Origin of the sequence: Planococcus sp. CAU13 (assembly GCF_000775575.1) — a bacterium.
Classification (GTDB): Bacteria; Bacillota; Bacilli; order Bacillales_A; family Planococcaceae; genus Planococcus.
In genome coordinates, this window is sequence record NZ_JRGN01000312.1 from 1 (window position 1) to 26,857 (window position 26,857).

Consider the following 26,857-nt stretch of genomic DNA (forward strand, 5'->3'; position numbering starts at 1 on the left):
AGCTGGGCCGCTGGAGTCTGGACATGGAAACACCTCTTCCCAACAATTTTCAGACTAAAAAAATTTAGCCGCACGGGCAGATGCTGCCGGCGCGGCTTTTTTGGCGGGTTGAGCATATGTCACATGAAATTGAGCGTATTCAGACCAAAGTTGAGCTTAAATTAAAAAACAGCCTGAAAATTCCAGGCCATTCTGTCATCAATAGGCAATTCCAACACGGCTGCCAATAAATTCTTGACTCCCGAGCTGGCGGTAGGCGAATTCGCCGGTATCGCCTGTGGTGATTTCTTTTCCGCCTTCAGGAAGAAAATCCATTTCCACGCGATATCTGCCTTTCGCCTCGCCGTCCGGCAAATAAGTCGGACAGACAATCGTCCAGTCGAGACCGGATTCCTCCAGCAGGCGATAGACCTTTTCATGCTGTTCCGCTGCAAACGTCAATTTCCGGTTGGAGTCGCCGCCCTGGTAGCGAAGTTTCCCTTCTTCCAGGCGGCTGTTCAGGATGCCGGCGGTGCCGATCGTAATGATTCGTTTTATGCCGTGGCGTTTCATCGATTCGATGATGAGCGGCATGGCATCTGTCAGCGTCGTCGTTTTATCCGTTCCGAGCGCACAAATGACAGCATCCGCTCCCGCAATGCAGCGCTCGACGTCATTACTGTGCCGGGCGTCGCCAAATACCACCTGAAGATTCGGATGTCTATCAAGTTTTGGGGAACGCTGCAGCGCCGTAACTTCATGGCCGTCGTTCAACGCACGGTTCAGGATTTCACTGCCGACACGGCCGCTTGCCCCAAAGATTGCCAACTTCATCGCTTTATCCTCCTTGAAAAACTCATTTGAATTTATAGCCTCTTGCCGCCAGAATTTCCCTGATGTCTTTACGGTGGGGTTTATTCAGGAAATTAGCCATCTGCTGCGACCATGTAGCTGATTTCTGATTGGATCCGCGGCTGCTGTAATATTCCTGGATGGTTTTATCGTAAGCCGGAAGAATTTCTTCGTATTTTTTCTCATCGTAATTATTTTCATGCAAAATCGCTTCCACCGGCAGACGCGGCTTTACTTCATTTCTTTCATTCGGTACTCCGACAGTCAGCCCGTAAACCGGGAAAACGCCTTCCGGCAAATCAACCAATTCAGCGATTGCTTCCATATTATTGCGCACTCCGCCGATATAGCAGATGCCGTATCCTTTTGATTCGGCTGCAAGCGCCAGGTTCTGGGCCATCAACGCTACATCCGTAACGGCCACGAGCAGATTTTCCGCCTGATCGAAGACGATTTCTTCCCCGTTCATCTCAACAGCATGCTTTAACCGGTTATAATCCGCGCACATCAGGAAAACTGCACCGGCGCCTTCCATCTGTTTCGCATTTTTGGATAATTCCCCGAGCTTCCGGCGTTTTTCCGGATCTGTCACCCAAACCACTGAATAAGCCTGCACAAAATGCGATGTGGCTGCATGTTGCGCCGCTCCGATTAATTCTTCAACTTCATGCCGCGTCAATTGCTCCTCTTTATAATCACGCACAGACGCGTGGGATTTCATCAATTTCAGGACCATATGTATTCCTCCTAATTACTGTTTCTTCTATCGTATCAAATTCCGTCTGGGGATACTGTTTCCGTGATTTTTGTTAGAATGAAACCGACAGAGGTGATTTAGGATTGAAACAGGCAAAAATTGCGTTTACGATAGTTTTCCTGCTGATTCTTGGCAGTTTTTTATTCATATGGATACAGCGCGAAATTGAATTCCGTGAAGAATTGGCGAGTCGTCCATTGCCCGATTCGCTGCACCCGATTGTCGAGGAGAAAAGCCGTGAACTGGTGGAGGCGGCTGAAGAAATCGGAATCAATGTCGTCATCACGGACGGTTTCCGTTCTTTCGAGGAACAGGACCTCCTCTACAAACAGGGACGCAGTTCTGACGGCAATATCGTGACTTATGCAGAAGGCGGCGAATCCTATCATAATTATGGTCTGGCCATCGATTTTGCGCTGCAGCTTGATGACGGCTCGGTTGTGTGGGACATTGAACGCGACGATAACGGCAACGGGGAACCCGACTGGTTCGAAGTGGCGGAAATCGGTAAAAACCTCGGCTTTGACTGGGGTGGTGACTGGAACCGGTTCAAGGATTATCCCCATCTCGAAATGACGTTCGGTTTATCAATCCGCGAACTGCAGAAAGGCTGGCGTCCGGAAGATACGTTTGAATAAAAACTGTAACTCTTTCCCCTTCCATTACGTCTTCTTCAGTAAAGAGGGGTGTTCGAAATGAAAGTTCGAAACGGTTTTTCCTTATTGTCAGTGATCCTGCTGCTCGCTGCATGCGGAACAGCAGAAAATGCCGCGAGTGGCGATTCTTCTTCCGCTGACGAGTTTACAGTTAAAGCCACCGAGGCTGAAACAACCGAAGGCGACTTTATCTACCGGCTCGTTTCCGAAAAAGAAGAGTATCCAAGTGGTGGCCCAGTCGAGATTTACGCGGAACTCGAGTATATCGGTGAAGAGGCAGGCATTGATATTTTCCACGCCGGATCCGCCTTCTTTTTCCCCATGGAAGAAAAGACGCGCGGCTTTCAGCTGGATTATCCGATGAACGAGCCGTTGCTGATGACAACTCTCACGAAAGATGAGCCTCTTCGCGAAAAATACAGTGGCAGCGGCGGCTACAGCGAACAGGATGATGCCGCCTATATCGAGTTTACGAAACAAGTGATGAACAACCAGTTTCCGGAGGGTTATTATGTGGTGAACGGTTTTGCCGATTTTTATACGGAAACTCCAACCGGTGATAAAACCGAATATCAAATCCGGGCAGAAATCGATTTTAAAGTTGTGGACTAAGAAAAAAGCACGCTCCCCCTGGGAACGTGCTTTTTTCATTGCCACTGATTACATTTCCTGCCTCAAAGCCTGAATAATATCAATCTGCGTCGCTTTTCGTGCCGGGCGCCACCCGGAAACCATTGCAACGCCGATGCTGATGGCTGAAGCAATTACCACAAGCTGCCACGGAATCGTGGAAATGACCAGCGTGAAATTTTCCGGCTGCTCTTCGCCGAGCGAACTCATGACGATGATCGGAATGAGCCAGTTGGACAGCATACTGATGCCATATGAAATGGCCACTGCCAGAGCGGTGCCGATCAGACCGATTGCTGCGCTTTCCATCAGGAACAGTTTGCGGATCAGTTTCGGCTGGGCGCCGATCGCTTTCATGACACCGATTTCGCGCGTCCGTTCCGTGACCGCCATCGTCATCGTATTAAAAATCCCGATGGAGGCAATCAATACCGCAATCGTCCCGACAAAAATTAGACCTGCTTTCAAAGCGTTAAAAAATACATTCATCTTTCCCAACTCTTCCGTTACGGAATAGACATAATAACCGTCTTCTTTCAACGCATTCGTGATGCCGCCGACATTTTGAAGCTCATCCGCATAGACAAGGATGTTCTCGTAACCCGGCTGCAAGCCCAGTTCTTCGTTGAACACTGTTCCCCACGAACTGTCTGCGTAGACGCTGGTGTCCGTCATCCAGTCTTTGGTCGGTTCCTTGGCGATTCCTGTCACCACGAATTCCCATGAAGACATTTCGGTCTTCTCGTCTCCTTCATTCATATAAGGCGTCAGCTGCACTTCGATCGTCTGGCCGATCAAGCTGCCTGAAAACCCTGTGACTTCTTCGCCATTAGCCTGTTTTTCCTGTTCCGCTTCTGTCAATAATTGGCTCGCCATATGATAGCCGATGACGATTTCATCGGCGGCAGCCGGCATCTTCCCTTCCGACAGTCCAAAGCCCGATTTTTGTTCTTCTTCCATGCTGGACAGCACCACTCGTGAATAAGCGCTGCGCTCCCCGATTGCCACTTGTGTATCAGCATCGGGCTGCGTGCGTTCGACGACTGCCACCACATGGTCCATTTCGCGCATCTTCTGAACTTCCCCGTCCGGAATTTCCGATGGTGCCAAGTCTGTTTCTTCTCCCGATTTCCCTGCCACTTCAATTTCCGTCACCAGGTTATTGTCGAGCACGTCATTCGTAATGGTCTGATGCAGCCCAAAGCCGATGGAGGCGAGCACGATCAGAAATGCACAGCCCATCGTTGCCGCGAGAATGGTAGTGGCAACGCGCAGCTTATTGCGTTTCATATGCTGACGGATAAAGTCGATTTGATCTTTAAACTGCATAGCGCTGCTCCCCTTTCACTAATTCGCCGTCATGCAGGCGATACTGCCGGTCTGCGACAGCAGCCACTTCTTCGTCATGCGTGATGATGACAAACGTCAATCCCAATTTCTTATTCAATGACTTTATCAGCAATAAAATCTCTTTTTCCGTTTCCGAATCCAGACTTCCTGTCGGTTCATCAGCAAGGACGATCGGTGCGTCAGTTATAAGTGCACGCGCGATGCTGACCCGCTGCTGCTGGCCGCCTGAAAGTTCGTTCGGGTAATGGCCGGCCACTTCCTCGAGGCCGACTTTCTCAAGCAGTTTCTGCACTTTCATTTTGCGTTCCGCCTCATTCATCCCTTGGATCTTCAACGGCAACTCCACATTCTCAAAAGCGCTGAGTCCTGGCATCAATTGGAAATTCTGAAAGATGAAGCCAAAATTCGCCAGCCGGAAACTGGCCTGCTCTGATTCTCTTAACACCGCAGTCTCCTGCCCGTTGACCATGACGGAACCCGCTTCAGGCGACATAAAGCCTGCCAATATGTGAAGTAACGTCGACTTCCCTGACCCGCTTTTGCCAAGAATGGCCACGATTTCGCCTTTGCCGACTTCCAATGTGACACCTTTCAATACCGGCACGTGGCGTTCATTTCCTTTTTTGCCTATCTTAAAATGATGCTGCAACCCGTTGATTTTTATCATTTTTTATTTCCCCTTTCACTGTTAACAAAAGTATAAATGGAAATTCTTAATAAATAGGGAGGCAGTTTCTGAAGATTCCCTTAAGATACTGTGTGAAAGAAGGCGTGCTGGGGTATTGCTATTAAAAAGGAGTTATTTACCGGAGAGGAGGTCCCGTGTGGAGCAAATTGCCGTAATCATTCCCGCATATAAACCCGATCAGAAATGCCTGAATACGGTCGGTGCCATAATTGATGCCGGTTTTGAGCACATCTTCGTCGTTGATGACGGCAGCGGCCAGGAATATATGCATATTTTCGAAACCCTGGACTTCCATGAAGAAGTCACCATTTTAAGGCACGCCGTCAATCAGGGGAAAGGACGCGCGCTGAAAACCGCTTTTCAATACATACTCGAAAACCAGTTTCCTTTCAAAGCTGTCATTACGGCTGACGCGGACGGACAGCATCTGGCCAGTGATATCCTGAAATTAGCGTTAAAAATGCTGGAAGTCCCCCGTAAAGTGGTTCTTGGCGCCAGGGATTTCAGCAAGAAGGACATACCATTCCGCAGCCGTTTCGGCAACCGTTTTACGCGGATGATGTTCAAACTGACAACCGGTACTGCCCTGTCCGACACCCAAACAGGGCTAAGAGGCATACCGGTCGAATACCTTCCGCAATTGCTGGAAGTTGAAGGCGAACGTTTCGAATACGAAATGAACGCGCTCTCCACATTGCAGAAAAATAAAATCGAAATGGCCGAAGTAACCATTGAAACCGTATATATCGACGACAATAAATCCTCCCATTTCCATCCGTTGCGGGATTCTTATCACATTTACAAAATCTTCATCTTTTATGGATTATCAGGCGGAGCCTCTTTTGCGCTCGATATCGGATTGTACTGGCTGTTCATCCAGTTGCTGCGGGACCCGGCACCGGAGCTGTTCATTGTTTTTGCCACAATCGCAGCCAGAATTCTGTCTTCATTGTTCAATTATTATATTAATCGCAATAAAGTCTTTAAACAGGGCAACAGGCGATCCCTCATCCGCTATTACCTGCTGGCAGCTTTCATCATGCTCACCTCTGCCGCTTCGGTGCATCTGCTCTACGCGGAATGGCTCGGCAGAGGCGAAGTGATTTTGAAGGTATTGGTGGATGCGGTGCTCTTTATCTTCGGTTTTGTAGCCCAGCGCGCCTGGGTATTCCGGAAAGAATGACGCCGCTTTGCATTCAGCCATAAACTATCCATAAATTTATTTGGGCAGAATAACAAATTTTACAATACTAGGCTATACTTAAGACATGAGACTAAGCAAAGGTGTGAAAGTAATGTCAACTGTCGAACAGTTTTCCTCTTATATTTATGAAAATGCACATTCCATTTCACAGGAAATTGTCGATCATGTAGTCAACGGCAGCAATTCCGAAATCCCGAAAGAAGAACAGGACATGGCGCTTGATATGTATGTAAAACTTTTGGGGTTTTTCGGAGACTCTATTCAGGATGATAATGATGGTGTGCCTGATCATCTGATCGAGTGGAGTAAAAAAAACGCAGCCATGCAGGTGAATGCAGGCGGCCGAATATCTGAAATCATTGTCCGTTATCCGCCGACACGCGATGTTTTCATTGACATCATGACCCGCATCAGCCTGGAAATCGGTTTGTCTGTCAAAGACAATGCGTTCATCCTGAAAATGATCAACCGAATGCTTGACGTCAGCCTGAATGAAACGGTCTTCGCTTTTGAAAATATGTCCAATAAAAATAAAGCCAGTATGCAAAAAGAGCTCGTTTCCTTATCGGCCCCAATCGTTCCGGTGCGGGATGAAGTGGTTGTGATTCCGCTGATCGGTTACATCGATAAAGAAAGGATCCAATATATAATCGAAACAGTTGTCCCACGGATTGCGTCGATGGATGTCGACTATGTCATTGCTGATTTTTCCGGTGTACTGACGGTTGACAGCTATGTCGCGGAGTCGCTGCAGCAGATTGGCGGCATGTTCCGCCTGATGGGCATCAAAGTTGTGACCACAGGAATGAGGCCGGAATTGGTCCAGGCAGCCATCCGCAGCAATATTGAAATGTCCACTCAGAATTCCTACAGCACTGTCAAACAGGCTTTGGAAACGATTTTCTGATTCAAAAAGGAAAAGCGGCTTCTCTCCATAAAAGAGAAGCCGCTTTTCTTTTTTTTTTCATTTTTTCGAGAAACTTTGATTGAGGAGCTATAAATAAGATGCTATACTCAAACAGCATTTAAATTAATGCCGACAAAAACTATAAGAATTAGGGGAGATACATTATGAAAAAGACGCATTTATTCCTTTTGATGCTGCTCGGAGCTGTTTTATTGCTTGCGGCCTGCGGCGATGCAGCTGAAGACACTGCTACTGAAAATACAGAAGAAACAGGTTCTTCTGAAGATCTATTGGCGAAAGTGCAGGAAGAAGGCAAATTGCTGGTTGGAACGGAAGGAACTTACCCTCCATTCACTTTCCATGACGAATCCGGCGAATTAACGGGATTTGATGTTGAAATTGCGCGCGAAGTTGCTGAACGCCTTGGCGTTGAAGCGGAATTCCTTGAAACACAATGGGACGGCATGTTTGCAGGACTTGATTCCGGCAGATTCGATATGGTGGCCAACCAGGTTGGTATCCGTGAAGACCGTCTGGAGAGCTATGATTTCTCAGATCCGTACATCACTTCTGCTGCCGTTCTGGTAACGAATAAAGACAATACGGAAATCACATCGTTTGAAGATCTGGAAGGCAAAAAATCAGCGCAGTCACTGACAAGCAACTACGCTGACATCGCAAAAGAATATGGTGCTGAACTGACAGGGGTCGAGGGCTTTAACCAGGCAATCGAATTATTGGTTTCAGGCCGTGTTGATGCAACGGTAAACGATAGAATTTCTGTACTGGACTTCCTGAAACAGCGTCCGGATGCACCAATCCAAATCGCTGACGAATCGGAAGACGTTTCGCAAAGCGGACTGCAATTCCGGAAAGACAGCGGCGCTATAGTTGATGAAGTAAACAAAGCACTCGCAGAAATGATCGAAGACGGAACGTATGAGGAAATTTCACAGAAATGGTTTGGCGAAAATGTACTTGAATAGTATTTTCACAAATCCTGAACGATTGGAACGGTTACTGGACATTGCCCAGTCATCGTTCCTTCCTTTATTGGAAGGAGCAATCCAGTACACGATTCCGCTGACACTGATATCATTCACCATTGGGCTGATGCTGGCTACACTGACGGCGTTGGCCCGAATTTCTACAATCAAACCGCTTCAGATCGTTGCGCGCATCTATGTTTCCATTATTCGCGGCACACCGCTGCTCGTCCAATTGTCCATCCTGTTTTACGGATTGCCGACGATCGGCATTACGCTTGAACCATTTACAGCCGCAATCATGGGCTTTTCATTGAACGTCGGGGCTTACGCTTCGGAAGTGATCCGGGCAGCCATCCTGTCGATTCCAAAAGGACAATGGGAAGCAGCCAACACCATCGGCATGTCCTACAGCCAGGCTTTGAAGCGGATCATCCTGCCGCAGGCATCGCGCGTATCCATTCCGCCTTTGTCAAATACGTTCATCAGCCTGGTCAAAGATACGTCGCTCGCCTCGTTCATCCTGGTTACGGAAATGTTCCGCCGTGCACAGGAAATTGCCGCATTCAATTATGAATTTCTGCTGCTGTATTCGCAGGCCGGCCTGATGTACTGGATTATCTGTTTCCTTCTTTCACTGGTGCAGGGACGCCTCGAAAATCGTTTTGACCGCTATGTAGCAAAGGCGTGAATCACACTGCCTGAAGAAAGGAGTATTTTATGATTGCAATCAATAATTTGCACAAGAGTTTTGGCGACCTGGAAGTTTTGAAAGGCATCGACTTGAACGTTGAAAAAGGCCAGGCCGTGGTCGTCATCGGTCCTTCCGGCTCCGGCAAAACGACATTTTTGCGCTGCCTTAATATTTTGGAGACGCCGACAGCCGGAACGGTAGCGATTGATGGCCAAGTGGCGGATTTCTCAAAACCGTTATCGAAGAAAAAAATAATGGATTTCAGAAAACAGTCCGCCATGGTATTTCAGCATTACAACCTCTTCCCTCATATGACCGCTTTGGAAAATGTCATGGAAGGCCCTGTCACCGTCCAGAAAATCGACCGGGCTAAAGCACGTGCAAAAGCGGAAGATCTGCTGACGAAGGTCGGTTTGAAAGAAAAGATGAACGACTACCCCTTCCAGCTTTCCGGCGGCCAGCAGCAGCGCGTCGGCATTGCCCGTGCGCTTGCGCTCGAACCGAAAGTCATGCTGTTTGATGAGCCGACTTCGGCGCTTGACCCTGAACTCGTCGGGGAAGTTCTGCAGGTCATGAAAGAGCTTGCGCTTGAAGGCATGACCATGGTCGTTGTGACGCATGAAATGCGTTTTGCGAAAGGCGTTGCGGACGAAGTTCTGTTCATGGACGGTGGACACATCATCGAACGCGGCACGCCGCAGCAAATCTTCGATAATCCTCAGGAAGAACGGACAAAGCAGTTCCTGAATCTGATTCAAAAAGCTGATACAATTTAAAGAAAATACACAAAAAACCAGGCCCCGCAAATCGGGAGCCTGGTTTTTTCACTTAAAGATGAATTGTAACATCCGCTTCTTCACGAAGTTCAGCGACTAATTCCTGTACCGCTTTATTTTCTTTTTGCTGGACGATTTGAGCTTCAAGCTCAGATTTCACATCTTCCAGTGGCGGCAATTCACCGCCGCCCGCTTCTTCCTGCTGGGCTTTCAGATCGTCATAGAAGTTCTGGACTTCTTCTTCGGAAGCCTGAACATCCCCTGCCTCTTCAGCGATCAATTTGTCCACTTTCACCTGCGAAGCTACCTGGTCCATGACTTCCTCTTCTGCAAGTCCCTGCTCTTCAAGGGCAGCTACGAATTCGTCAGATGAAGCAAGGCCGTTTTGTTCCGCCAAAGCAGTCAGCGTTGCTTCAGTTTCTTCTTCTGTGGCTTCGATTGAACGATTATCTGTTTCCTGAAGCAGGAGTCTTTGGCCGACAAGACTCTCGGCAATCTGATTTTTCAATTGTTCCTGATCGACTTCCTGACCAGTCATTTGGGCCTGCATGGCCATTTGCTGGAATTGTGCAACGTAGGCAGATTCAAATTCCTCTTTTTTGATTTCTTCTCCGTTTACTTCAGCTACAAGATCAGGTACTCCTTCAAGATCCGGTTCCGGCATTTCTGCATGCCCAGCTGTTTCTCCATTATTTTCAGCAGGCTGCTCCTGCGTGGCTGTTTCTTCATTTGCATTGTCATCCGCATTGCCGCATGCCGCTGTAAACAGAACTGAGGCACCGATCAACAGGCTAAAAAACATTTTCTTCGGCAAATTCATTCCCCTTCCAATCATAATGGACGTAATTGTATCACATACAGGCTGTATGTAAACTGAAAACCCTTGTGTCCGTTATGGTTATGAAAGGCATTTTACAATGTATTTTCCAGTTTATACGCCATGTGCCCAAGCGATGCGGGGATCGATTTTACGGGACATGCGGATCAAAAACGGTTCAAAACCCAACTTCGGCCAAAAATAGGACGCCAGTTGATTGGGGGTACGCCAATCCGCATAAACATAGTCGAATCCTTCATTTTTCAGTTCCGTAAAGCAATGATTGGCGAGTACCCGCCCGATGCCCTTTCCGCGAAGATCCGGATTCGTCGAAGCCGCCGGCAGCACAGCGCAATTCGGCGGCGCAGAAAGGCTGTGCTCTTCTGCCAGCCTGAAATAGACATGGAAGCCGGCGATGCGTTCACCCAGTTCCGCAATCCACAGATACGCTTCTTTGTCTTCCGATAAATCCATATAACTGCGTTTAATGTCCTCCATCGTTTCTTTGGTAATCGGATGCCAGGACGGGGCAGCTGCCTGGTGAATGCTGTTCCATAAAGCCACTTTCTTCAGCAGTTCCGCATCTTCCTGCTTGCCACGCCGAATTTTCAGCTTGCCTGGTGCTTCTTTCTCTTCAGCTTCAAAATTCTGTAACGAAAGAACAGCATATTTCTGCTCGTAACAGAATCCCTGCTCCAGCCATTGATCGACCAATAATTGCTGCCCGAGCGGAATCATAAGGACGTGCGTGAAATAGCCATGTTTAACCCATTCCGCCCCGGCGTCCGCATACAGCAGGCGCAGCAGGCTCGGATGCTCTTTTTCGCTGATGGCAATGGATTCATAGCCCATATGGACATAGCGTCCGCGGTCGGTATCTTCTTTGAATTCATACAGGAGATAACCGATGACGTCAATCCCCCTCACCGCTGCGATGCCGCTGACAAACGGCTTTTCCAGCTGGTGGCGGATCACGGCTTCCGCTTCATCGATTTCCTCGAAAGCGGATGGCAAAAAAGGAAACGCCTGCCGCTCCTTTTCATGCCTTTTGGCCAATAAAGCGGACATCTGGCGAATATGGATTTCTTCAACTCCGACAAATTGAATCATGGCTCCCACTCCCCTTATTGAAGTTTTACTTCGAGCAAACGGTATTGTTCCGCCTCCATCACTTCTCCAAATTGTACTGGTACAGCTTCTACAAATATCGGTCCATCAATGATGACCGTATGGAATTCCCCTTCTTCACCGCAGGCGTCGATGCCGAGTGTCTCCAGCTCTTCGATCAGTTCGACGGTGAATTCCCGGCCAAGAAATTTCGCATCCATCCGCGCAGTATCCACCACCGTGATGATGGCTTTGAACCCTTCTGCAATCAATTCCTCCAGCAGTTCCCGGCGCGGCCGCCCCCATAACGGATGGTTCACTCCGAATTCAGCTTCTGCACTGACTTTCTCCACCCATGCGCGGTGGTCTTCCAAATCGATGTCGCCGTAAACGCCCATTTCAACGCCTTCATTTTTAAATTTCTTCAGCTGCTTTACAAATTCCTGCTCGTAGCCGTTCCAGTCCGCTTTGCCGATTTCCAGCGGCAAACCCATACGCTCGGCCTGTGCTTCGAGGATTTCAATAGGCAAACCGTGCGAGCGCGATTTTGAACCGTCTTTCTCGAACATCGTGAGCAGCGCGACAGGAACATGTCCCTCCAGCACAGCCCGGTAATAAGCGAGTGCGGAATCTTTTCCGCCGCTCCACGACATCACAAATGTCTTTTGCATAATGCACCTCTTCTGTAAATTCTTTTCTTTAGTCTCACTTCGACAATCCGGGAATAAAACCCTTTCCCTGACGTAATAAAAGCGGCCGGATCAGGAACCCGGCCGCCTGTTATCAAATTATCTGCCAACCATGTTTTCAGGTTTGACCCATTCATCAAATTGATCAGCTGTCAGATGTCCGCTCTTAACAGCAGATTCTTTCAATGTCGAACCTTCTTCATGTGCCTGTTTTGCAATTGCCGCTGCTTTCTCGTAGCCGATATGCGGGTTCAGAGAAGTAACGAGCATCAGGGAGTTGTTCACGTGGTTCTGGATAACTTCCAGATTCGCTTCGATGCCGACTGCACAGTGATCGTTGAAGCTGATCAGGCTGTCTGCCAGCAAGCGAACAGATTGCAGGAAATTATAGGCAATTACCGGTTTGAACACGTTCAACTCGAAATTCCCCTGGCTCGCAGAGAAACCGATCGTCGCGTCATTCCCCATGACCTGTGCCGCTACCATCGTCAACGCTTCACTCTGTGTCGGGTTGACTTTACCAGGCATGATCGAGCTCCCCGGTTCGTTTGCAGGAATCGTGATTTCGCCGATTCCGCTGCGTGGTCCGCTTGCCAGCCAGCGTACATCGTTCGCAATCTTCATTGCATCCGCCGCTAGGGCTTTGATTGCACCGTGTGCATAAACCATTTCATCATGGCTTGTAAGCGCATGGAATTTATTTTCGGCTGAAGTGAATTCAGAACCGACCGCTTCCGCAATAAATCCTGCCACGTAACCGCCGAATTTCGGATCTGCGTTGATGCCTGTTCCTACAGCTGTTCCGCCGATTGCCAATTCACGCATGTAGTTGACGCTTTCGCTGATCATGCGCTCACTTTTCTCAAGCATATGCTTCCAGCCGCTGATTTCCTGGCCGAGTGTCAACGGTGTCGCATCCTGCAGGTGCGTACGTCCGATTTTGATGATATCGTCGAATTGCTCCGATTTCTCAGCCAGTGTCGCTTTCAATTTCTGAACTGCCGGGATCAATGTTTCGGTTACAGCCAATACGCCTGCAACGTGCATAGCCGTCGGGTACGTATCGTTCGAACTTTGGGACATGTTCACGTCATCGTTCGGGTGCAGTTTCTCTTCCGAATTCTGCTCTGCGAGAATTTCGTTGCCGCGGCGTGCCAGCACTTCGTTCATGTTCATGTTCGACTGAGTGCCGCTGCCTGTCTGCCAGACAACCAATGGGAAATGGTCGTTCCATCTGCCTTCAATCACTTCATTGGCTGCAGTTTCAATGGCTTTCATCTTCGCTTCAGATAATTTACCAAGCTTGTGGTTGGCTTTCGCTGTTGCTTTCTTCAATTGGGCAAACGCCATCACCACTTCATGCGGCATGCGCTCCGTGCCGATCGCAAAGTTCTGGAGGCTGCGCTGTGTCTGAGCTCCCCACATTTTGTCAGCTTCCACCTGAATTTCACCCATGGTATCTTTTTCCGTCCGATACTGCATTCCATTCACTCCAATTCTTATGTCTAATAAAGCCTTCTCTTCTATTAAACACAAAAAAACGTAAAAAAGCGACTATTCCAAAGGAATAATCGCTTTCCGGTCGGTCTAATGGAATCAGCTTGGAGAAACCCTTGCTCCCGCATCGATGCGCTGCTTCGCCGCAAAGAAATCCTCTATGATCGCTTCATCCGAATGCGGCACATATTTTCCCTTGATAATCTGAGAACCATTGATGCAGCCGCTGGACAATAGGATGAGATCGCCCGGGTCGCTCGCCTTCAATGTTTCGATCACGGCTTCACGGCGCGAAGGCGCAGTCCGCACTTCCTGTTTATAAGGAACGGTAAATCCTTTGACCACAGCATCCACCACCTCCCCCGGATCATGGTAACCCGGGTGGTCGACGGTCACAACGATTATATCCGCTTTGCCTTCCGCCGCTTTCGCCATTTTCGGCATCTTCGAAAAATCACGGATACCGATGCCCGCAATCAATGCAATCAGCCGGCGATGCGGTAATTTCCTCGCCTCTTTCAGCACAAGGTCGATGGCCACCGGCGTATGGGCATAATCAAGGATGATCCTTCTCCCCTCCGGCCCTGTAAGTACTTGAAAACGGCCTTCCACCTGTGGCATCAAAGGCAGTGCTCTTAAAATCCCTTCCAGTGATTTGCCTGCCAGCAATGCCGCAGCAATTGCAGCAGTTAAATTGCCTGCATTGTATTCGCCGAATAAAGGAACAGCGACTTGCAGAGTATCGCCTCTGTAGCTAAGGTCGAATGTCAGTCCACTTTCACTTGTCCGGCAGTTTGTCCAGACAAGATCTGCCCCGGAATCAGCATCCGCACTGTACGTCAGGCTGGGATAGTGGACGATTTCAAGGATCTCTTTCGACATGCCCGCATCATCCAGATTCACTACCGCCGATTTCGCCTGGCGGAACAACTCCAGTTTCGACTGCAGGTAATGGTCGAATGTCTTATGGTATTCCATGTGTTCTTCAGAAATATTCGTGTGGACAGCGACATCGAAGACAATGCCTTCCACTCTTTTTTGATCCAGTGCTATAGAAGAAACTTCCATCGCAGCTGCCTGATCCCCCTGTATCGCAAGCTGGGAAAACACATAATGGATATCCGACGAAATGGGCGTGGTGGGTGTGCTCTTTTTGAAGTCAATTTTGCCGGACGAAGTCGAAATGCCCGTAGTTCCCAGGAAGCCGCAGGGAGTATCCAGCAGGTTAAAAAGATTGTAGACATATGTAGCTGTCGTAGTTTTTCCGTTTGTTCCGGTGACGCCCACTTTAAACAGCCTGTCCTGTGAAGACTTGAAGAAATAGTTGGAAATATGCGCTAATGCGACTCTGGAATCTGCCACCCGAAGAAATGTGACGTTAGGATAAAGAACAGAAAAATGCTCCAGAATTGCTCCGTTGGTGCCAATAATCGCGCGTGCGCCTTTATCGATGGCTTCCTGGACGTAAAGATGGCCGTCCGTATTCTCTCCAGTCACACAAAAGAAAGCGGAGCCTTCTTGCGTCTCCACTGAGTTATAGATGATGGATGTGATTTCCTGGGCTTGTGGCCCGCTTAAGGAAAGCAGTTGAAACCGGGGGATTTCTTTAAATTGTATATTCATAGGCTGACTCCTTAAGTAGACGTTTTCTGTTGTATAATTTTCACCTTTTAACTAAATTTTTAACATCAATATAAACATCAGTCTGAATGCTCGAAATAACAAAGGAGCTTTTTACCACCAAATTTGCCGGTTTCATACTATTCGCCTATGTTTTCCCGCTATCCATCATCATGAAACCCAAAAACAGCCCCGAAAAGCAAAGCTTTTCGGGGCTGTTTTCAGATTTCTATTTTTTCTTCTTTCGCTGGCGTCTCTTTTTCCGCCAGTTCATAGCGCAGCTGTTCAATTGTGCTCGCATAATCCGTTTTTCCACTCATGTTCTCAAGCATTTCACGGACATCGATGCCTGAAGATGCTTTCAGCGTCTCCTGCAGCGATGACATCAGATTCGTTGCGTAGGAAGTGACTTTATTGGCGCCACCGCCTTCGCCGCCGCCAGTATCAACAACTGTAATCTTGTCGATGTTCGAAAGCGGGCTCGCAATCTGTTTCGCATACTCAGGAAGCATTGTGACAATCATATCAAGCGTCGCTGCCTGGCCGTACATTTCAAATGCTTCGGCGATTTTGCGTTTCGCTTCCGCTTCCGCAAGACCTTTCAGGCGGATGATATCCGCTTCCGATTCACCCTGGGCACGCAGGGAATCAGCTTTTGCAAGACCGTCGAGGCGAACTTTCTCCGCATCGGCTTTTGCCATGGCTTCAACGCGGTATTTCTGTCCATCGGCATCGGCAAGCTGCTTCGATTTCTCGGCTGCTGCTGCCTGTTCAACTGCGTAACGGTCCGCATCCGCTTTTTTCTTCACTTCAGAGTCGTACTGGCGCTCACGGCGCTGAATTTCTTTTTCTTCAAGTTCGATCTGTTTCTGGCGTTCAATGATCTGAATCTGCATTTCCTGTTCGATGACTTCCTGTTTCGAGCGGGCTGTTTCCAGCTCATACGCCTGGTCGGCGCGGGCTTTCGCACTGTCCTGCTCACGGCGGTATTCAGCAACCTTCAATAGATTATCTTTTTCAGCTTCGGCAATTTCAGTGGCGCGCTGGATTTCTGCGCGCTGTGCTTCCTTACCGGCTTCAGCCCGCTTGATGCGTGTTTCCATTTCAGATTCGGCTGTCGAGATATCGGCATCTCTTTTCACCTGGGCAATTCGCGCTTTACCAAGTGAATCAAGATAACCGTTTTTGTCCCGCACGTCTTTTATCGTAAATGAAACGATGATCAAGCCCATTTTCGCTAAATCGTGGGAGGCCACACGCTGCACTTCCTGGGAGAACTTATCACGGTTCTTGTAGATCTCTTCCACTGTCATTGATCCGAGTATCGAGCGAAGATGGCCTTCCAGCACTTCTTTCGCTTCATTTTCACGGTCTTCTTTCGACTTGCCGAGGAATTGCTCGGCAGCTGTTGCGATTTCAGAAATCGAACCGCCGATTTTGATGATGGCCGTTCCGTCCGCCATGACCGGCACACCCTGCTCCGTATAAACTTCAGGCGTCGTCACTTCCAATTTGCTCGATAACAGGCTGAGCGGTGCTGCCTGCTGGAATACGGGCAACAGGAACGTCCCTCCGCCTCTGATAATCTTAATGCGATTTCCCGAATCATCGGTGTGCACATTTTTCGATCCGAGATAACTTCCTGTAACGATGAGCGCTTCATCCGGCCCGACCGTCTTGTATTTTGTTACATAAACTCCGATAATGGCCAGGATGACAAAAGCGACAATCCCTAAAACGTACATCATTTCGATTTCCATTCCATTTCCCCCTTGATTTTTCTATTTTTTATTTCCTATTACAAAAGGTTCGTATTCCCTGACAAATAAGGTGCCATCGGCTATTTCGATGATCAGCACCTGCTCATCCTGCGCAATTGGCTCATTGTTATAACCCGTAGCCCGTTTTGAAATCATGCCGGCATAGGTTTCGAGCACAACTTCACCGTAACCGTCGGCCGGAATTGGCACAATCACCCTGGCCACCTGGCCGAGCAGTGATTCTTCCGTATAGGCGATGGACGCTTCGGCTGATTTCAATGGCAGCAGCACGAAGATATAAAACAGGATGTCCAGTACAACAGCAGCGACTGCCGCAATGGCAATAACGGTGGCGCTGTCCAGGCCGGTCGCCCGCTCCAACAGAAACGCGATGGCAAAAAACAGTGTAAAGAAGGCCAACAGAACTGCAGGATTCAAGAACGGCAGCCCATCGCCGGCATCTGCCATATCCGCGAATAGTACATACAATAAAGTCAGAGCGCCTGTAATCAGCAGTCCATACATATAAACCTGCCCGATCTCCAATCCAAACAGTTCCATTCCAATACCTCCCATTCCCAGTAGCTCTTTTCCATCTTAACTTATTTACGGAAATAAAAGATAAAAGTTTCAGAATTCTTTATATTTTTGTTGGGAGAGTAAAATTAAATAGCTCATTGTAGCCGATATTTTGCAAACAGCTTCTCTTTTGGACCCACAGGATGCGGGTCATGCAGCAGGTGCGACAGGACGTCGCGGTACCGACTGCCGGGGCTCCCGCTGAGCTAATTAAAACCGGTGCTCCTGCATCGCTTCGCCAGCTTCTAGACATTTAAAAAAATGTCAAGCTGGCTTTACCTATTCTCAGAATTATTGTAAAGTTGACTTAACGTAAAGTTAACTTGACATGGAGTGGTGGTATTGTGAAAAATAATATTAAGCACATGCGTTCAAAACATAAGTTTACTCAAGATGAATTGGCAGAACGATTAAATGTATCAAGACAAACGATTATTTCATTAGAAAAGGGACGATACAATCCTTCAATTACTTTAGCTTTCAAGCTAGCAAATGTTTTTCATTGCAAAATTGAAGATATTTTCATTTATGAGGAGGAATAAATATGATCAGTCATAAGTTAAATGAATACCAAATCATCCATTTAGGTTTAGGAGTATTACTAACTATTTTGGGTGTCTATTTAAACTATGAAGCCATAATAAGAGTTGAGTTTCCTGATGCAATAGCGTTCCTTGCACTGGGAATCAATCAGTTGCTTTCTGCATATTTACAACCTCACATCTTCCCTAGAGATGAACGCGGAAAAGAATTAATTATGAAATCAATGACCGTAAGCTATATTGTAATTATTTGTGCAATAACAGTTTTATTTTTAGCAACAGGAAATCTTGGATTATTGGCATTAGATGCAACACAGGTGCTAACTGTACTTTTTTGTATCATTGTTATTACTTTTCCAGGAACCATGGTTATCTACTCGAAAATCATCTAGTTCATTTCATAGTTAACTCAGAATGATTCTTTTAGTTGGAAATCGTTCTGTTTTTTTGTATAAACGTTGATTTAAGTGCATTAAAAAGACCGCTAATTTAGATGTTAATCAGCGGTCTAATACGTGTTTAATTTTGATTTTGCTTTCCCCAGCTGAACGGTTTACCCTTAGAGAATGGGTTTGACGAATTGGATTTCGTGGAAGCCATTTCGCATCTGGAAATTGACACCGACGTATCCTGCATCGAATAATTGGTGCTGTTTGCTGAAGTCATCCAATTTGGCTGCAGCCGACTCGCTGTAGCTGATGGACGGGTTTTCCAGATCTTTGACACAGACATAGCGCTCCTTGCTGCCGTATTTTTCCGTAAGGGCAGCGATATGCATATCCTGCGTGAATTTGTCTTTCAGGCTTGGAATATTCATCGGTGCGACTGTGCAGCATACATAACGGAAGTTGCCCGGCAGTTTCGGAAGTTCTTTCATGATGACATCAGCCAGTTTCTGCTGCAGCCGGTTTCCCCTGAACGCCGGCAGTACGGCTGAAATTTCCTGATATATCACCCGGTGCAACTCACTTTCCGGCAGCCCGATATCATAGCCCAGGTGCTCTTCATCAATTTCCGGAATCAGCAGCGCACGAAAGCCGATCAATTCTTCTTCGGCATAGGCGCCGACCATCAAGCCCCGCTCATTAAGGATGAAAAGAAACTCTTCCGTACTTAATGGGTGTAAAGCTGTTTTTTCCCGCAAATCGGCGATTACAGCTTCCTGGACAGCTTCGATGGCCGGAAGATCTTCGAGATACAGCCGTTTCATGCGCAGAGGCAGTTTTTTCCGAAGCACCTGATTGGTTATAGTACCTTCATATAAAACTTTCATCTCTGCGCCCCCGGGTATTTCAGATTTATACTTTTATGATACCACTTATATTTTTATATGTAAGAGAGTTTTTTAATTTTTAACGCAAATCAGATAAATTTTTGAGGCGAATAAATACAGCCCGTTAAGCTGCAGAAGGTCTGCTGATTTTTTTCAGGAAATCGTCAATCTGCTCCTGTGTTTCAAGAATGATGGAGCGCCGATTTGGATCACTTTCCATAAAATTGCGGGCACGCTGCCGCATCTCTGTTTTTCTGTCTGCATAAGTGGTAATGATGAATTTCAAAAATGCAATGTCCATTTTCTCCGGGCACCCCTCTGCCATATCGGGACGGGTCTTTCCGCGATTGAGCATCCATCGCTTCAGCGCCCGGTAAACACAAACCCTTAATGGAAGCTCCAGATAAATGAAAGTATCCGCCTCTTTCAATCGGATATCCATGGAGCTTCCATAATTCCCTTCTATAATCCATGTTTTTTCCTGCACCAGATGCTGCTGAATCGCTTTGAATTCCGCCGTGTCCCGTTCCACCCACCCGGCTTTCCAATAATAAGCATCCAAATGATGCACGGGAATATCCAGCTTTTCACTGAGCTGCCGGGCAAAAGTGGATTTACCTGCCCCAGCTGATACGCCCGCTACAATAATCTTTTTCATCTGTACACCCCTTCATACATGTGTTTTATCAGTATAAATAATAAAGTTGCGTTTAACTAGCACAACAATTTTAAGATATGGCTTGCATTTATTATAATGCCGTGTTATTCTTAAGAAGAATTATTTTTGTTCGGATAACTTTAACAAGTGTCAGATGTTCATCTGCAAGGTTTGAGCAAGGATAGTAATACAATGTATGCTTATGCATACGAGGAGGAAACACACATGGAACAAGGTAAAGTAAAATGGTTTAACTCAGAAAAAGGATTCGGCTTCATCGAGCGCGAAGGCGGAGACGACGTATTCGTACACTTCTCAGCTATCCAAAGCGAAGGATTCAAATCTCTTGACGAAGGCCAAGAAGTAACGTTTGATATCGAGCAAGGCCAACGCGGTCTGCAAGCTACTAACGTACAAAAAGCTTAATCTAAATATAACTATTAATGGATTCTTCTTCGGAAGAATCCATTTTTTTTGTTTTATTTCCAATAAAATTTTCATAGATATAGTTTTCCAGATTTATTAAGTGAAGTAAATTATGCTTCCACAAAAACATTTGCTCTGCAAACAGCACAAGAGGTGATCTGCCTAAAAGCGGATCACCTCTTGTTTTGCATCATACTTATGTGATTTTCCAACAAGTTAATTCATCATGAAATACAGCTGGAAAACCAGGAAAATCAGTGCTGCCATGCCAATGGTGCCGAAAATAATAAATAACGCCAATTTTTTTCCGCTCATATTTTTACTCCTCTAGCCATTCATTTTGATTTTGCCTCTTCAATCAGCCGGACAACATCAGCGGCTCCGGAACTTTCATTGGATAATACAGTCAGCACGCTGCCGTCAGCGGGATAATAGCCGGAGTGGAAACTAACGCCCGGATCGTAGCCCATAACATGATATTTCCTTACTGTGCCGCCATTTTCTTCAATCCATACGCCGTAACCGTAATCATCTTCATCATCCGATGCATGCACGGTGAGCATCGTGCGGGTCATTTCTTCCGAAAGCAGCCTGTGGTTCATCAGCGACTCCCAGAAAGCGGCCATATCAGCGGCCGTGACACAGGCTCCTCCGTCCGCTCCACCTTTGATCGGAATCGCGTATTGGTTTGTGCGCCATCCTGTTTCTTCATCAATATAGCCGATCGCCGTCTCTGCCGGCAACCGGTCCATTTGAAAATAACCGGAGCGTTCCATGCCGGCGCGCCGGAAAATCTGTTCTTCGATCACATCTGTAAAAGGCTTGCCCGTCAATTTCTCGATAATGAGCCCAAGCGCAATAAAACCAGCGTTATTGTATTGGAATTTTTCGCCCGGCTCAAACACCATCGGTTTATCCCTGAAAAGAGGAAGGAAATCACGCGTGGTTTTCATCCGGTACATCGGAAGCTCCTGCCACAGTTCTTCATAATCATCCATCACCGCTTCATCAAAATAATCCGGAATGCCGGATGTATGCGTCAATAATTGGTGGACAGTAACAGGGAAATTCGGGAAATCGTCCGGCAGCAGGTCGGAAAGCATGGCATCAAATGATAATTTCCCTTCTTCAACCAATTGCGCAACAGCGACAGCGGTGAAAATTTTGCAGCCTGAAGCGATTCCGAACCGGGTATCGATAGCATTTGGCCGCGCGTTTGCACGGTCCGCCATCCCCTTGGCAGCCGCCCAGATTTCATCTGTTTTCAGCATGGCCACACCTGAAAATTCCATTTCTTCCAGTCCATCCGAAAGTGGGTTTTCAGGCACTCCAGTGCCGAAACGTCCTTCCGCGTCGATGTCAATTTGGCGGCCGTCTGTCAATTCAATCGACAGCGGATGAACTTCGCTCTTTTTCTTTGAGAAATACCAGATTCTTTTCGGCGGAGTGAGCAGGATGAATTCTGCTTCCCTTCCGAGAAAGTTCAAGGAATTCGGATCGATGCCTTTATAGCCGCGGACAGGAATATCCATTTCTTCGATCTGCTTGCCGACTTCTTCCACGTGCGGTGTGGTGATGCTGACTTCACTGATGTTCAGCAGCGAGTCGATCGTGAAATTGCCCATCCGGTCAGTATTGCGGCGCCCCAGAAATTCGACAATATTGCCTGCAGGGTCTTCAAAATAAAAAGCGTCGGCATCGAAATTCGCGTAATAGATTTCGTCCATGCCTTCCTGGCGGTTCAACTCAACTTTTGAACTTGCCCAGCCTTTCGCAAGCGAGAACTGGTTGCCTGGAATATTAAAAGCGAAATGGTAAAAGGCCGGCCGGTCAGTCTGACGGAAAATCAGCTGCGATTCGCCAATCGCCAGCATGAAGCTGACATCGTCTTCTTCGATGATCCGAAAGCCCAATTGATATTCGTAAAAGCCTTTCATCTCGTTCAGCTTATTTGTATATAACGTCACTTTCTTGAACATGTCATCACTCCCTGTTTCAAGCATACCGAAATTTGCTGTTTTTTTCCTCATTCGAACATGAATAAAAAATTTAATTTTCGGTTTATCGGTGATTTTCTTACGTTTATCGGAGATTTCTTCATGTTTATCGGCGATTTAATTTTTTCGACAAAAAAAACCTTCCCCGAAAGGAAGAATTTCATTTTAAATCATATAAATCAGGCGAATCATGTCGCGGCAGGGAATGCCGTTTTCTATAATCGGTTCGGGATAATTCCGCGTGAAGAAATCGCGGTCGACGGAATCGATGCGGAAGCCACATTTCTGATACAGCGCCAATTGACCGAGGCTCGAATTGCCGGTGCCGATTTCTACGTTGCCGAATCCCAGACGTTCTGCTTCAGACAAAGCGTGGAGGAGCAGCTTCCTGCCATGCCCTTGCCCTCTCACACTCTCTGCCACAGCAATATTCTTAATTTCCGCCGCCGCGTTCGATAACGGCGATAAAACATAGACACCAGCGATTTCGCCAGCCAGTTCGCCTGCATAAACAAGCCCGCCCGCGCAGTATTCCCTCACCAGTTCTTCCGAAGGATCCGCTTCCAGCAGCAGCTGCATCGGCAACTCTTCATCTCGTCCAAGCAAACGGATGTCCATTACTTCGGCTCTTTAAAACCCTGATCAATCAGATAATCTTCGGCGTCACTGAACGTGCCGAAGCTCTCTTCCAGGTTTTTGCCTGTGTAGATATTCCAGAACGGCTCTTCATACACCAGATCCAGCTTTTCGTTCTCTCGGTTTGTCCACGTCTTATCGTATGGCGGTTCCGGCTCCAGCGACAGATAATCCAGCGCATCGGCGAGGATGCTGCGCAACTCTTTTTCCGAGAAATCGCGAATATTGACGAAGCCTTTTTTGTCCGCTTCGTACTGCGGCAGGTTGCCGACATAAACAAAACCGTTGCCGTTCGGATGCAGATGATAGACCACAATCTTCTTGTCATACAAACTTTCCTCATAATGGAAATTCACACGTTTCATCGACACGTCTTTACGCGTAAGTTCCGGAAATGACTCGATAATCTCCAGCTTTTGTTCGAAAGTTAACATCTCTTAATTACCCCGTTTCATTAATTCATTCTGTTCTCATTATACCATGTCACCCAATAATCCTTCATTAACAGAAAAAAGCCGCGCGGACGCAGCTTTTATTCCTTAATCATTCTTCTTTTCATTGCCGAATGGCCACCAGACACCACGGTCAAATGACACCGAAATAGCCGGGATCAACAGCGGTAGCACGACCAGGCCGTAAAGCAGGAGACCCGTTACGACAATCGTCGCAATCTGTACGAGACTTAACACGCCTGAAGGCATCATCGCACCGAATGTACCGGCAAGAATGATTGCGGCCGTGATGATAACCGTACCCATTTTCGCCATCGACGTATACATCGCATCCCGCACTGAAACGCCGTTGAACGATTCTTCACGGAACCGGTCGAGCAGGAAGATCGAGTAATCGACGCCGAGCGCCACGAGCATTACAAAGCCGAAGAACGGCACTGCCCAGCTGATTCCGTCAAAGCCGAGGCCATTGACGAAAATCAATTCTGCGATGGCGATTGACGTATAATACGTCAGTAATAACGAGCCGATCATATAAAGCGGCATAATCAGCGAACGGAACAGAATTGCCAGAACGATGAACAAGCTGACAAGCATGATGGTCACCGTTTTAGTGAAATCGCTGGATGATACGTCCTGCAGATCATTGTTGATGCTGGCGATTCCGCCGAACGCGATTTCAGCGTTCTCAAGCGGTGTTGCCGTTGTACTGCGAGCAACACTGTCTTTGATCTCCGCTACTATGTCAATCGCTTCCGGTGAATACGGATCTTCAGCAAGCATGACTTCCATCATGACGCCCGTTTCCTCAGCAAATGTATAGCGGTCTAAGACCGGCTCGAAATCTGCTTCGTCAAGCGTCCCTTCCGGAATGAACAACCCGGTAGCGCGCACGGATTCGCTGTCGCTCATCGTCTGCATCATGTCAGTCGCTTCTGTCAGTCCGGCAGAAATTTCACCGAGACCGTCATTGGCAGCTGTAATTCCACCAGCAAGCTGCTCAAGTCCTGCTCCGAGTTCACCTGTTTGACCAGCTGCTCCTTGCAGGCCTTGCTCAATTTGTGTAAGACCTCCGCTGATTTGTGTCAATGCACCGACAGTCTGCTGGATATTGCCAGTAGCCTGAAGCCCTTGCGTTACCTGGGCAAGTTGCCCGTTCAGCTGGGCAAGCCCGGCTGCTGCTTCACTCAGTCCTCCTGCACCGCCGGCCTGACCGCCGATACCGGATAAATTGGTTTCGATTTCTGTAAGTCCCGACTGAACTTCTTCAAGTCCGTCGCGCGCTTCAGTTAAACCGTCCGCAAGCAAGCCCAATTGCTCATCAACATACAACTCTTCGATGACATCTCCGGTCGGACGCGTAATGGCGCGAACTGCATCGACACCTTCAATTTTTTCAAGTTCACGGCTGATCAATTCGAAATAAGGAATTGTTTCTTCGTCCGTTAACGCATCTGCTGATTTAAAAATAACTTGTACCGGCAAAGATTCACCCTTGCCAAAACCGTCTTCAATCGCCCGAAGCCCTTTTACCGACTCGTATTCATCACCGATTTCATCAACCGTGTTGAAAGACAGATCATTATCATACGTAAACAGCAGCGGTACGGTAATGATCGCTACAACAAGCATCGACAATAACGGCCGGTTGATTGACAGCTTGCTCATCCAGATCCAGATTTTGCTGTCTGAATGGGAAGCTGATTTCTTTGATGGCCAGAATAATTTTTCCTTCAGTAAAGCCATGAAGAACGGCACGACTGTATAAAGAACGATCAGCAAGACAAAAATGCCCACCGCGACGGCAACCGCTGATTTAAAGATCGGGAATTCAGCGAAACCAATGGCGGAAAATCCGATAAATACAGCGAGTCCACTGATGAACAGTGTACGTCCAGCCGTCTTATACGTATTGACAATCGCTTCTTCCACAGCGTGTCCGGAAGCTAATTCTTCCTTATAGCGGCTGAGGAGGAGAATACAATAATCGGTCCCGATACCGAACAGAATAGCTACCAGGAAAATTTGCGTGTAGTTGGAAACCGGGAAACCGAACCAGTCGATGAAGAATGCAACGACCGACTGGCTGAGCAGATAAGAAATCCCCACTGCCACAAGCGGGATGAAAGGTGTCACGATAGAACGGAAAACCGCCAGCAATAAACCGAAGATCAATACGACAGTAATGATTTCAGTCCGCTTCAGGCCTTCTTGCGCACTGATATTCACATCATTGTTAATGATGGCTTCACCGGTAATGTAAGCTGTTAAATCAGATGGAATCACCGTTTCACGGATTTCGTCCGCCACCCGGTTCACTTCTTCATCTGAACCACCCAGTGTAATCGGGATCAAAACTGTTGCCCCATCCTCTGAGATCAACTGCTCTTCAAGTTCTGGATTTTCCACCGGATTCAAAACACTTTCGATCGGTCCTCCGATCGCTTCGACATCTGTTACGATTTCATTCAGCATATCACGCGCTGAATCATCGAGCTCAGAATCCATTGGAATGACGATGGAGATAGTTTGGGAAGAAGCTCCGGCATCCGCCAGAATGTTCGCGGCCAATTGGGAGGAAGCATCTTCAGAAAGCTGGAACGACCCCGCCTCTTCAGCTTGGTCCGTCAAGTTCGGCGCCAGTATAAAAAGAACTGCTGTTAATGCGATTAAACCGATCATAATCGGCCATTTGAATTTCAATACTGTCTTCACACTTTACACTCCATCCATTTTTAGAATCTTTTTCAACTTGCGGAAAATGATGAGAAATTGGTCTATCTCTTCATCTTCGACATGCTCCGACATCAGCTTCTCTATGTACTCCGTCAACGCCCTGTCGGATTGCTGCAGCACTTCCCTGCCTGCATCTGTAATCTCCAGCATTTTCGTCCGCTTGTCTTCTGAATCGGTGATGCGGATCAATTCTCTTTGCAGCAATTTTTTAATCCTGCTGGAGATTGCGGATTTATGCACGGATTGCAGTACTGCAAGACGGCTCGAAGTGACCTGTTTTTCCTTGCTGATCAGCTTAAGCATCTGCATCTGTTCCGGTGAAAATTCTTTCCACAGCGGATGATCAACTGATTTGATGACTTTCTCAGTTCCATAAACCATTACATCTGTAAAAAGGTCGACGGCTTCTTTTATTCGTTGATCCAAATAGTCCACCCCCTCAACTATCTAATAGTTTAGGGGGTGGACTATTATTCGTCAAGGATTAAGGAAAAAAGCGACATCGCCCGCTTAGCTCTGAAAGGCATACGACGAGGGGGCGAAGCGGCGCTTTTGCCGTACAGGAAGGGCAGCTTAAGTCCGAGGAGTT

At 47.5% G+C, this 26,857-nt stretch carries 28 protein-coding genes; 10 read left to right on the forward strand and 18 right to left on the reverse strand.

Going from position 1 to position 26,857, the window contains the following annotated elements; all coding sequences use genetic code 11:
• Positions 1-198 precede the first annotated feature (198 nt).
• A complete protein-coding gene (locus KW93_RS14400; protein ID WP_033543737.1) occupies positions 199-813 on the reverse strand; it encodes an NAD(P)-dependent oxidoreductase in 615 nt (204 codons plus the stop codon).
• A 22-nt stretch (positions 814-835) separates the two neighbouring features.
• Positions 836-1,567, reverse strand: coding sequence for an NADPH-dependent oxidoreductase (locus KW93_RS14405; RefSeq protein WP_033543738.1), 732 nt, complete (start codon positions 1,565-1,567; stop codon positions 836-838).
• Between the two features lie 104 nt (positions 1,568-1,671).
• Here KW93_RS14405 and KW93_RS14410 point away from each other — a divergent pair, with 104 nt between their 5' ends.
• Together KW93_RS14410 and KW93_RS14415 are read left to right on the forward strand one after the other, a co-directional pair.
• Positions 1,672-2,226, forward strand: a complete 555-nt coding sequence (locus KW93_RS14410; RefSeq protein ID WP_033543739.1) for a M15 family metallopeptidase — start codon at positions 1,672-1,674, stop codon at positions 2,224-2,226.
• A gap of 57 nt (positions 2,227-2,283) precedes the next feature.
• The gene (locus KW93_RS14415) at positions 2,284-2,856 is read left to right on the forward strand and encodes a hypothetical protein (RefSeq protein WP_033543740.1); all 573 of its coding nucleotides are present in this window, start codon (positions 2,284-2,286) and stop codon (positions 2,854-2,856) included.
• 48 nt (positions 2,857-2,904) lie between these two features.
• Here KW93_RS14415 and KW93_RS14420 read toward each other — a convergent pair whose 3' ends face one another.
• Positions 2,905-4,203: an ABC transporter permease gene (locus KW93_RS14420; protein ID WP_033543741.1), complete on the reverse strand. Its 1,299-nt coding sequence runs from the start codon at positions 4,201-4,203 to the stop codon at positions 2,905-2,907.
• Entirely contained in the window at positions 4,193-4,891 is a 699-nt protein-coding gene (locus tag KW93_RS14425; RefSeq protein ID WP_033543742.1) for an ABC transporter ATP-binding protein, read from the reverse strand. The genes KW93_RS14420 and KW93_RS14425 overlap by 11 nt, the downstream gene beginning before the upstream one ends.
• Positions 4,892-5,048: 157 nt before the next feature.
• Between KW93_RS14425 and KW93_RS14430 the strand changes: the two genes are divergently transcribed.
• The 5 genes from KW93_RS14430 to KW93_RS14450 all read left to right on the forward strand — a co-directional run bounded on the left by KW93_RS14430 (position 5,049) and on the right by KW93_RS14450 (position 9,479).
• The gene (locus KW93_RS14430; RefSeq protein WP_033543743.1) at positions 5,049-6,095 is read left to right on the forward strand and encodes a bifunctional glycosyltransferase family 2/GtrA family protein; all 1,047 of its coding nucleotides are present in this window, start codon (positions 5,049-5,051) and stop codon (positions 6,093-6,095) included.
• 112 nt (positions 6,096-6,207) lie between these two features.
• Complete coding sequence (locus KW93_RS14435) at positions 6,208-7,023, forward strand: STAS domain-containing protein (protein WP_033543744.1); 816 nt, start codon at positions 6,208-6,210, stop codon at positions 7,021-7,023.
• A gap of 164 nt (positions 7,024-7,187) precedes the next feature.
• Entirely contained in the window at positions 7,188-8,009 is an 822-nt protein-coding gene (locus KW93_RS14440; RefSeq protein ID WP_033543745.1) for an amino acid ABC transporter substrate-binding protein, read from the forward strand.
• Entirely contained in the window at positions 7,996-8,700 is a 705-nt protein-coding gene (locus tag KW93_RS14445) for an amino acid ABC transporter permease (RefSeq protein WP_033543746.1), read from the forward strand. Before KW93_RS14440 ends, KW93_RS14445 begins: the two co-directional genes overlap by 14 nt.
• A gap of 29 nt (positions 8,701-8,729) precedes the next feature.
• Entirely contained in the window at positions 8,730-9,479 is a 750-nt protein-coding gene (locus KW93_RS14450) for an amino acid ABC transporter ATP-binding protein (protein ID WP_033543747.1), read from the forward strand.
• Between the two features lie 52 nt (positions 9,480-9,531).
• On the opposite strand, the gene KW93_RS14455 is transcribed toward KW93_RS14450, so the two are convergent.
• The 7 genes from KW93_RS14455 to KW93_RS14485 all read right to left on the reverse strand — a co-directional run bounded on the left by KW93_RS14455 (position 9,532) and on the right by KW93_RS14485 (position 17,530).
• Positions 9,532-10,293 (reverse strand): SurA N-terminal domain-containing protein, encoded by a 762-nt coding sequence (locus KW93_RS14455; protein WP_052131644.1) that lies wholly within the window; start codon positions 10,291-10,293, stop codon positions 9,532-9,534.
• A gap of 117 nt (positions 10,294-10,410) precedes the next feature.
• Positions 10,411-11,406, reverse strand: coding sequence for a GNAT family N-acetyltransferase (locus tag KW93_RS14460; protein ID WP_033543749.1), 996 nt, complete (start codon positions 11,404-11,406; stop codon positions 10,411-10,413).
• 14 nt (positions 11,407-11,420) lie between these two features.
• Positions 11,421-12,074, reverse strand: a complete 654-nt coding sequence (locus KW93_RS14465; protein ID WP_033543750.1) for a diphthine--ammonia ligase — start codon at positions 12,072-12,074, stop codon at positions 11,421-11,423.
• Positions 12,075-12,191: 117 nt separating this feature from the next.
• A complete protein-coding gene (gene fumC / locus KW93_RS14470) occupies positions 12,192-13,574 on the reverse strand; it encodes a class II fumarate hydratase (protein WP_033543751.1) in 1,383 nt (460 codons plus the stop codon).
• Between the two features lie 114 nt (positions 13,575-13,688).
• Positions 13,689-15,212, reverse strand: coding sequence for a UDP-N-acetylmuramoyl-L-alanyl-D-glutamate--2,6-diaminopimelate ligase (locus KW93_RS14475; protein WP_033543752.1), 1,524 nt, complete (start codon positions 15,210-15,212; stop codon positions 13,689-13,691).
• A gap of 218 nt (positions 15,213-15,430) precedes the next feature.
• Positions 15,431-16,969 (reverse strand): flotillin family protein, encoded by a 1,539-nt coding sequence (locus KW93_RS14480; protein ID WP_033543753.1) that lies wholly within the window; start codon positions 16,967-16,969, stop codon positions 15,431-15,433.
• 21 nt (positions 16,970-16,990) lie between these two features.
• Positions 16,991-17,530, reverse strand: a complete 540-nt coding sequence (locus KW93_RS14485; RefSeq protein WP_033543754.1) for an NfeD family protein — start codon at positions 17,528-17,530, stop codon at positions 16,991-16,993.
• 362 nt (positions 17,531-17,892) lie between these two features.
• On the opposite strand from KW93_RS14485, the gene KW93_RS14490 reads away from it, so the two are divergent.
• Both KW93_RS14490 and KW93_RS14495 read left to right on the forward strand, forming a co-directional pair.
• A complete protein-coding gene (locus tag KW93_RS14490; RefSeq protein ID WP_033543755.1) occupies positions 17,893-18,090 on the forward strand; it encodes a helix-turn-helix transcriptional regulator in 198 nt (65 codons plus the stop codon).
• Between the two features lie 2 nt (positions 18,091-18,092).
• On the forward strand, positions 18,093-18,482 hold the full coding sequence (locus tag KW93_RS14495) for a hypothetical protein (protein ID WP_033543756.1): 390 nt from the start codon (positions 18,093-18,095) through the stop codon (positions 18,480-18,482).
• A gap of 167 nt (positions 18,483-18,649) precedes the next feature.
• Here the strand turns inward: KW93_RS14495 and KW93_RS14500 are convergent, their stop codons facing one another.
• Both KW93_RS14500 and KW93_RS14505 read right to left on the reverse strand, forming a co-directional pair.
• Positions 18,650-19,363, reverse strand: coding sequence for a hypothetical protein (locus KW93_RS14500; RefSeq protein WP_033543757.1), 714 nt, complete (start codon positions 19,361-19,363; stop codon positions 18,650-18,652).
• A 124-nt stretch (positions 19,364-19,487) separates the two neighbouring features.
• Complete coding sequence (locus tag KW93_RS14505) at positions 19,488-20,021, reverse strand: topology modulation protein (RefSeq protein WP_033543758.1); 534 nt, start codon at positions 20,019-20,021, stop codon at positions 19,488-19,490.
• A gap of 225 nt (positions 20,022-20,246) precedes the next feature.
• Between KW93_RS14505 and KW93_RS14510 the strand changes: the two genes are divergently transcribed.
• On the forward strand, positions 20,247-20,447 hold the full coding sequence (locus tag KW93_RS14510; protein WP_006830093.1) for a cold-shock protein: 201 nt from the start codon (positions 20,247-20,249) through the stop codon (positions 20,445-20,447).
• A 335-nt stretch (positions 20,448-20,782) separates the two neighbouring features.
• On the opposite strand, the gene KW93_RS17945 is transcribed toward KW93_RS14510, so the two are convergent.
• The 5 genes from KW93_RS17945 to KW93_RS14535 all read right to left on the reverse strand — a co-directional run bounded on the left by KW93_RS17945 (position 20,783) and on the right by KW93_RS14535 (position 26,694).
• Positions 20,783-22,426 carry a serine hydrolase gene (locus KW93_RS17945; RefSeq protein WP_081987031.1) on the reverse strand — a complete coding sequence of 548 codons (1,644 nt, stop codon included), beginning with the start codon at positions 22,424-22,426 and terminating at the stop codon, positions 20,783-20,785.
• 183 nt (positions 22,427-22,609) lie between these two features.
• A complete protein-coding gene (locus tag KW93_RS14520; protein ID WP_033543759.1) occupies positions 22,610-23,062 on the reverse strand; it encodes a GNAT family N-acetyltransferase in 453 nt (150 codons plus the stop codon).
• A complete protein-coding gene (locus tag KW93_RS14525) occupies positions 23,062-23,514 on the reverse strand; it encodes a hypothetical protein (protein ID WP_033543760.1) in 453 nt (150 codons plus the stop codon). Before KW93_RS14525 ends, KW93_RS14520 begins: the two co-directional genes overlap by 1 nt.
• Positions 23,515-23,619: 105 nt before the next feature.
• Positions 23,620-26,247, reverse strand: coding sequence for an MMPL family transporter (locus tag KW93_RS14530; protein WP_033543761.1), 2,628 nt, complete (start codon positions 26,245-26,247; stop codon positions 23,620-23,622).
• Positions 26,248-26,250: 3 nt separating this feature from the next.
• Positions 26,251-26,694: a MarR family winged helix-turn-helix transcriptional regulator gene (locus KW93_RS14535; protein ID WP_033543762.1), complete on the reverse strand. Its 444-nt coding sequence runs from the start codon at positions 26,692-26,694 to the stop codon at positions 26,251-26,253.
• Positions 26,695-26,857: the final 163 nt, after the last annotated feature.

Coding starts and splice junctions, on each gene's coding strand:
- KW93_RS14400 (WP_033543737.1), bottom strand. CDS start 813: ATGAAGTTGGCAATCTTTGGGGCAAGCGGCCGTGTCGGCAGTGAAATC.
- KW93_RS14405 (WP_033543738.1), bottom strand. CDS start 1,567: ATGGTCCTGAAATTGATGAAATCCCACGCGTCTGTGCGTGATTATAAA.
- KW93_RS14415 (WP_033543740.1), top strand. CDS start 2,284: ATGAAAGTTCGAAACGGTTTTTCCTTATTGTCAGTGATCCTGCTGCTC.
- KW93_RS14420 (WP_033543741.1), bottom strand. CDS start 4,203: ATGCAGTTTAAAGATCAAATCGACTTTATCCGTCAGCATATGAAACGC.
- KW93_RS14425 (WP_033543742.1), bottom strand. CDS start 4,891: ATGATAAAAATCAACGGGTTGCAGCATCATTTTAAGATAGGCAAAAAA.
- KW93_RS14435 (WP_033543744.1), top strand. CDS start 6,208: ATGTCAACTGTCGAACAGTTTTCCTCTTATATTTATGAAAATGCACAT.
- KW93_RS14440 (WP_033543745.1), top strand. CDS start 7,188: ATGAAAAAGACGCATTTATTCCTTTTGATGCTGCTCGGAGCTGTTTTA.
- KW93_RS14445 (WP_033543746.1), top strand. CDS start 7,996: ATGTACTTGAATAGTATTTTCACAAATCCTGAACGATTGGAACGGTTA.
- KW93_RS14450 (WP_033543747.1), top strand. CDS start 8,730: ATGATTGCAATCAATAATTTGCACAAGAGTTTTGGCGACCTGGAAGTT.
- KW93_RS14460 (WP_033543749.1), bottom strand. CDS start 11,406: ATGATTCAATTTGTCGGAGTTGAAGAAATCCATATTCGCCAGATGTCC.
- KW93_RS14465 (WP_033543750.1), bottom strand. CDS start 12,074: ATGCAAAAGACATTTGTGATGTCGTGGAGCGGCGGAAAAGATTCCGCA.
- fumC (WP_033543751.1), bottom strand. CDS start 13,574: ATGCAGTATCGGACGGAAAAAGATACCATGGGTGAAATTCAGGTGGAA.
- KW93_RS14475 (WP_033543752.1), bottom strand. CDS start 15,212: ATGAATATACAATTTAAAGAAATCCCCCGGTTTCAACTGCTTTCCTTA.
- KW93_RS14480 (WP_033543753.1), bottom strand. CDS start 16,969: ATGGAAATCGAAATGATGTACGTTTTAGGGATTGTCGCTTTTGTCATC.
- KW93_RS14485 (WP_033543754.1), bottom strand. CDS start 17,530: ATGGAACTGTTTGGATTGGAGATCGGGCAGGTTTATATGTATGGACTG.
- KW93_RS14495 (WP_033543756.1), top strand. CDS start 18,093: ATGATCAGTCATAAGTTAAATGAATACCAAATCATCCATTTAGGTTTA.
- KW93_RS14500 (WP_033543757.1), bottom strand. CDS start 19,363: ATGAAAGTTTTATATGAAGGTACTATAACCAATCAGGTGCTTCGGAAA.
- KW93_RS14505 (WP_033543758.1), bottom strand. CDS start 20,021: ATGAAAAAGATTATTGTAGCGGGCGTATCAGCTGGGGCAGGTAAATCC.
- KW93_RS14510 (WP_006830093.1), top strand. CDS start 20,247: ATGGAACAAGGTAAAGTAAAATGGTTTAACTCAGAAAAAGGATTCGGC.
- KW93_RS17945 (WP_081987031.1), bottom strand. CDS start 22,426: ATGTTCAAGAAAGTGACGTTATATACAAATAAGCTGAACGAGATGAAA.
- KW93_RS14520 (WP_033543759.1), bottom strand. CDS start 23,062: ATGGACATCCGTTTGCTTGGACGAGATGAAGAGTTGCCGATGCAGCTG.
- KW93_RS14525 (WP_033543760.1), bottom strand. CDS start 23,514: ATGTTAACTTTCGAACAAAAGCTGGAGATTATCGAGTCATTTCCGGAA.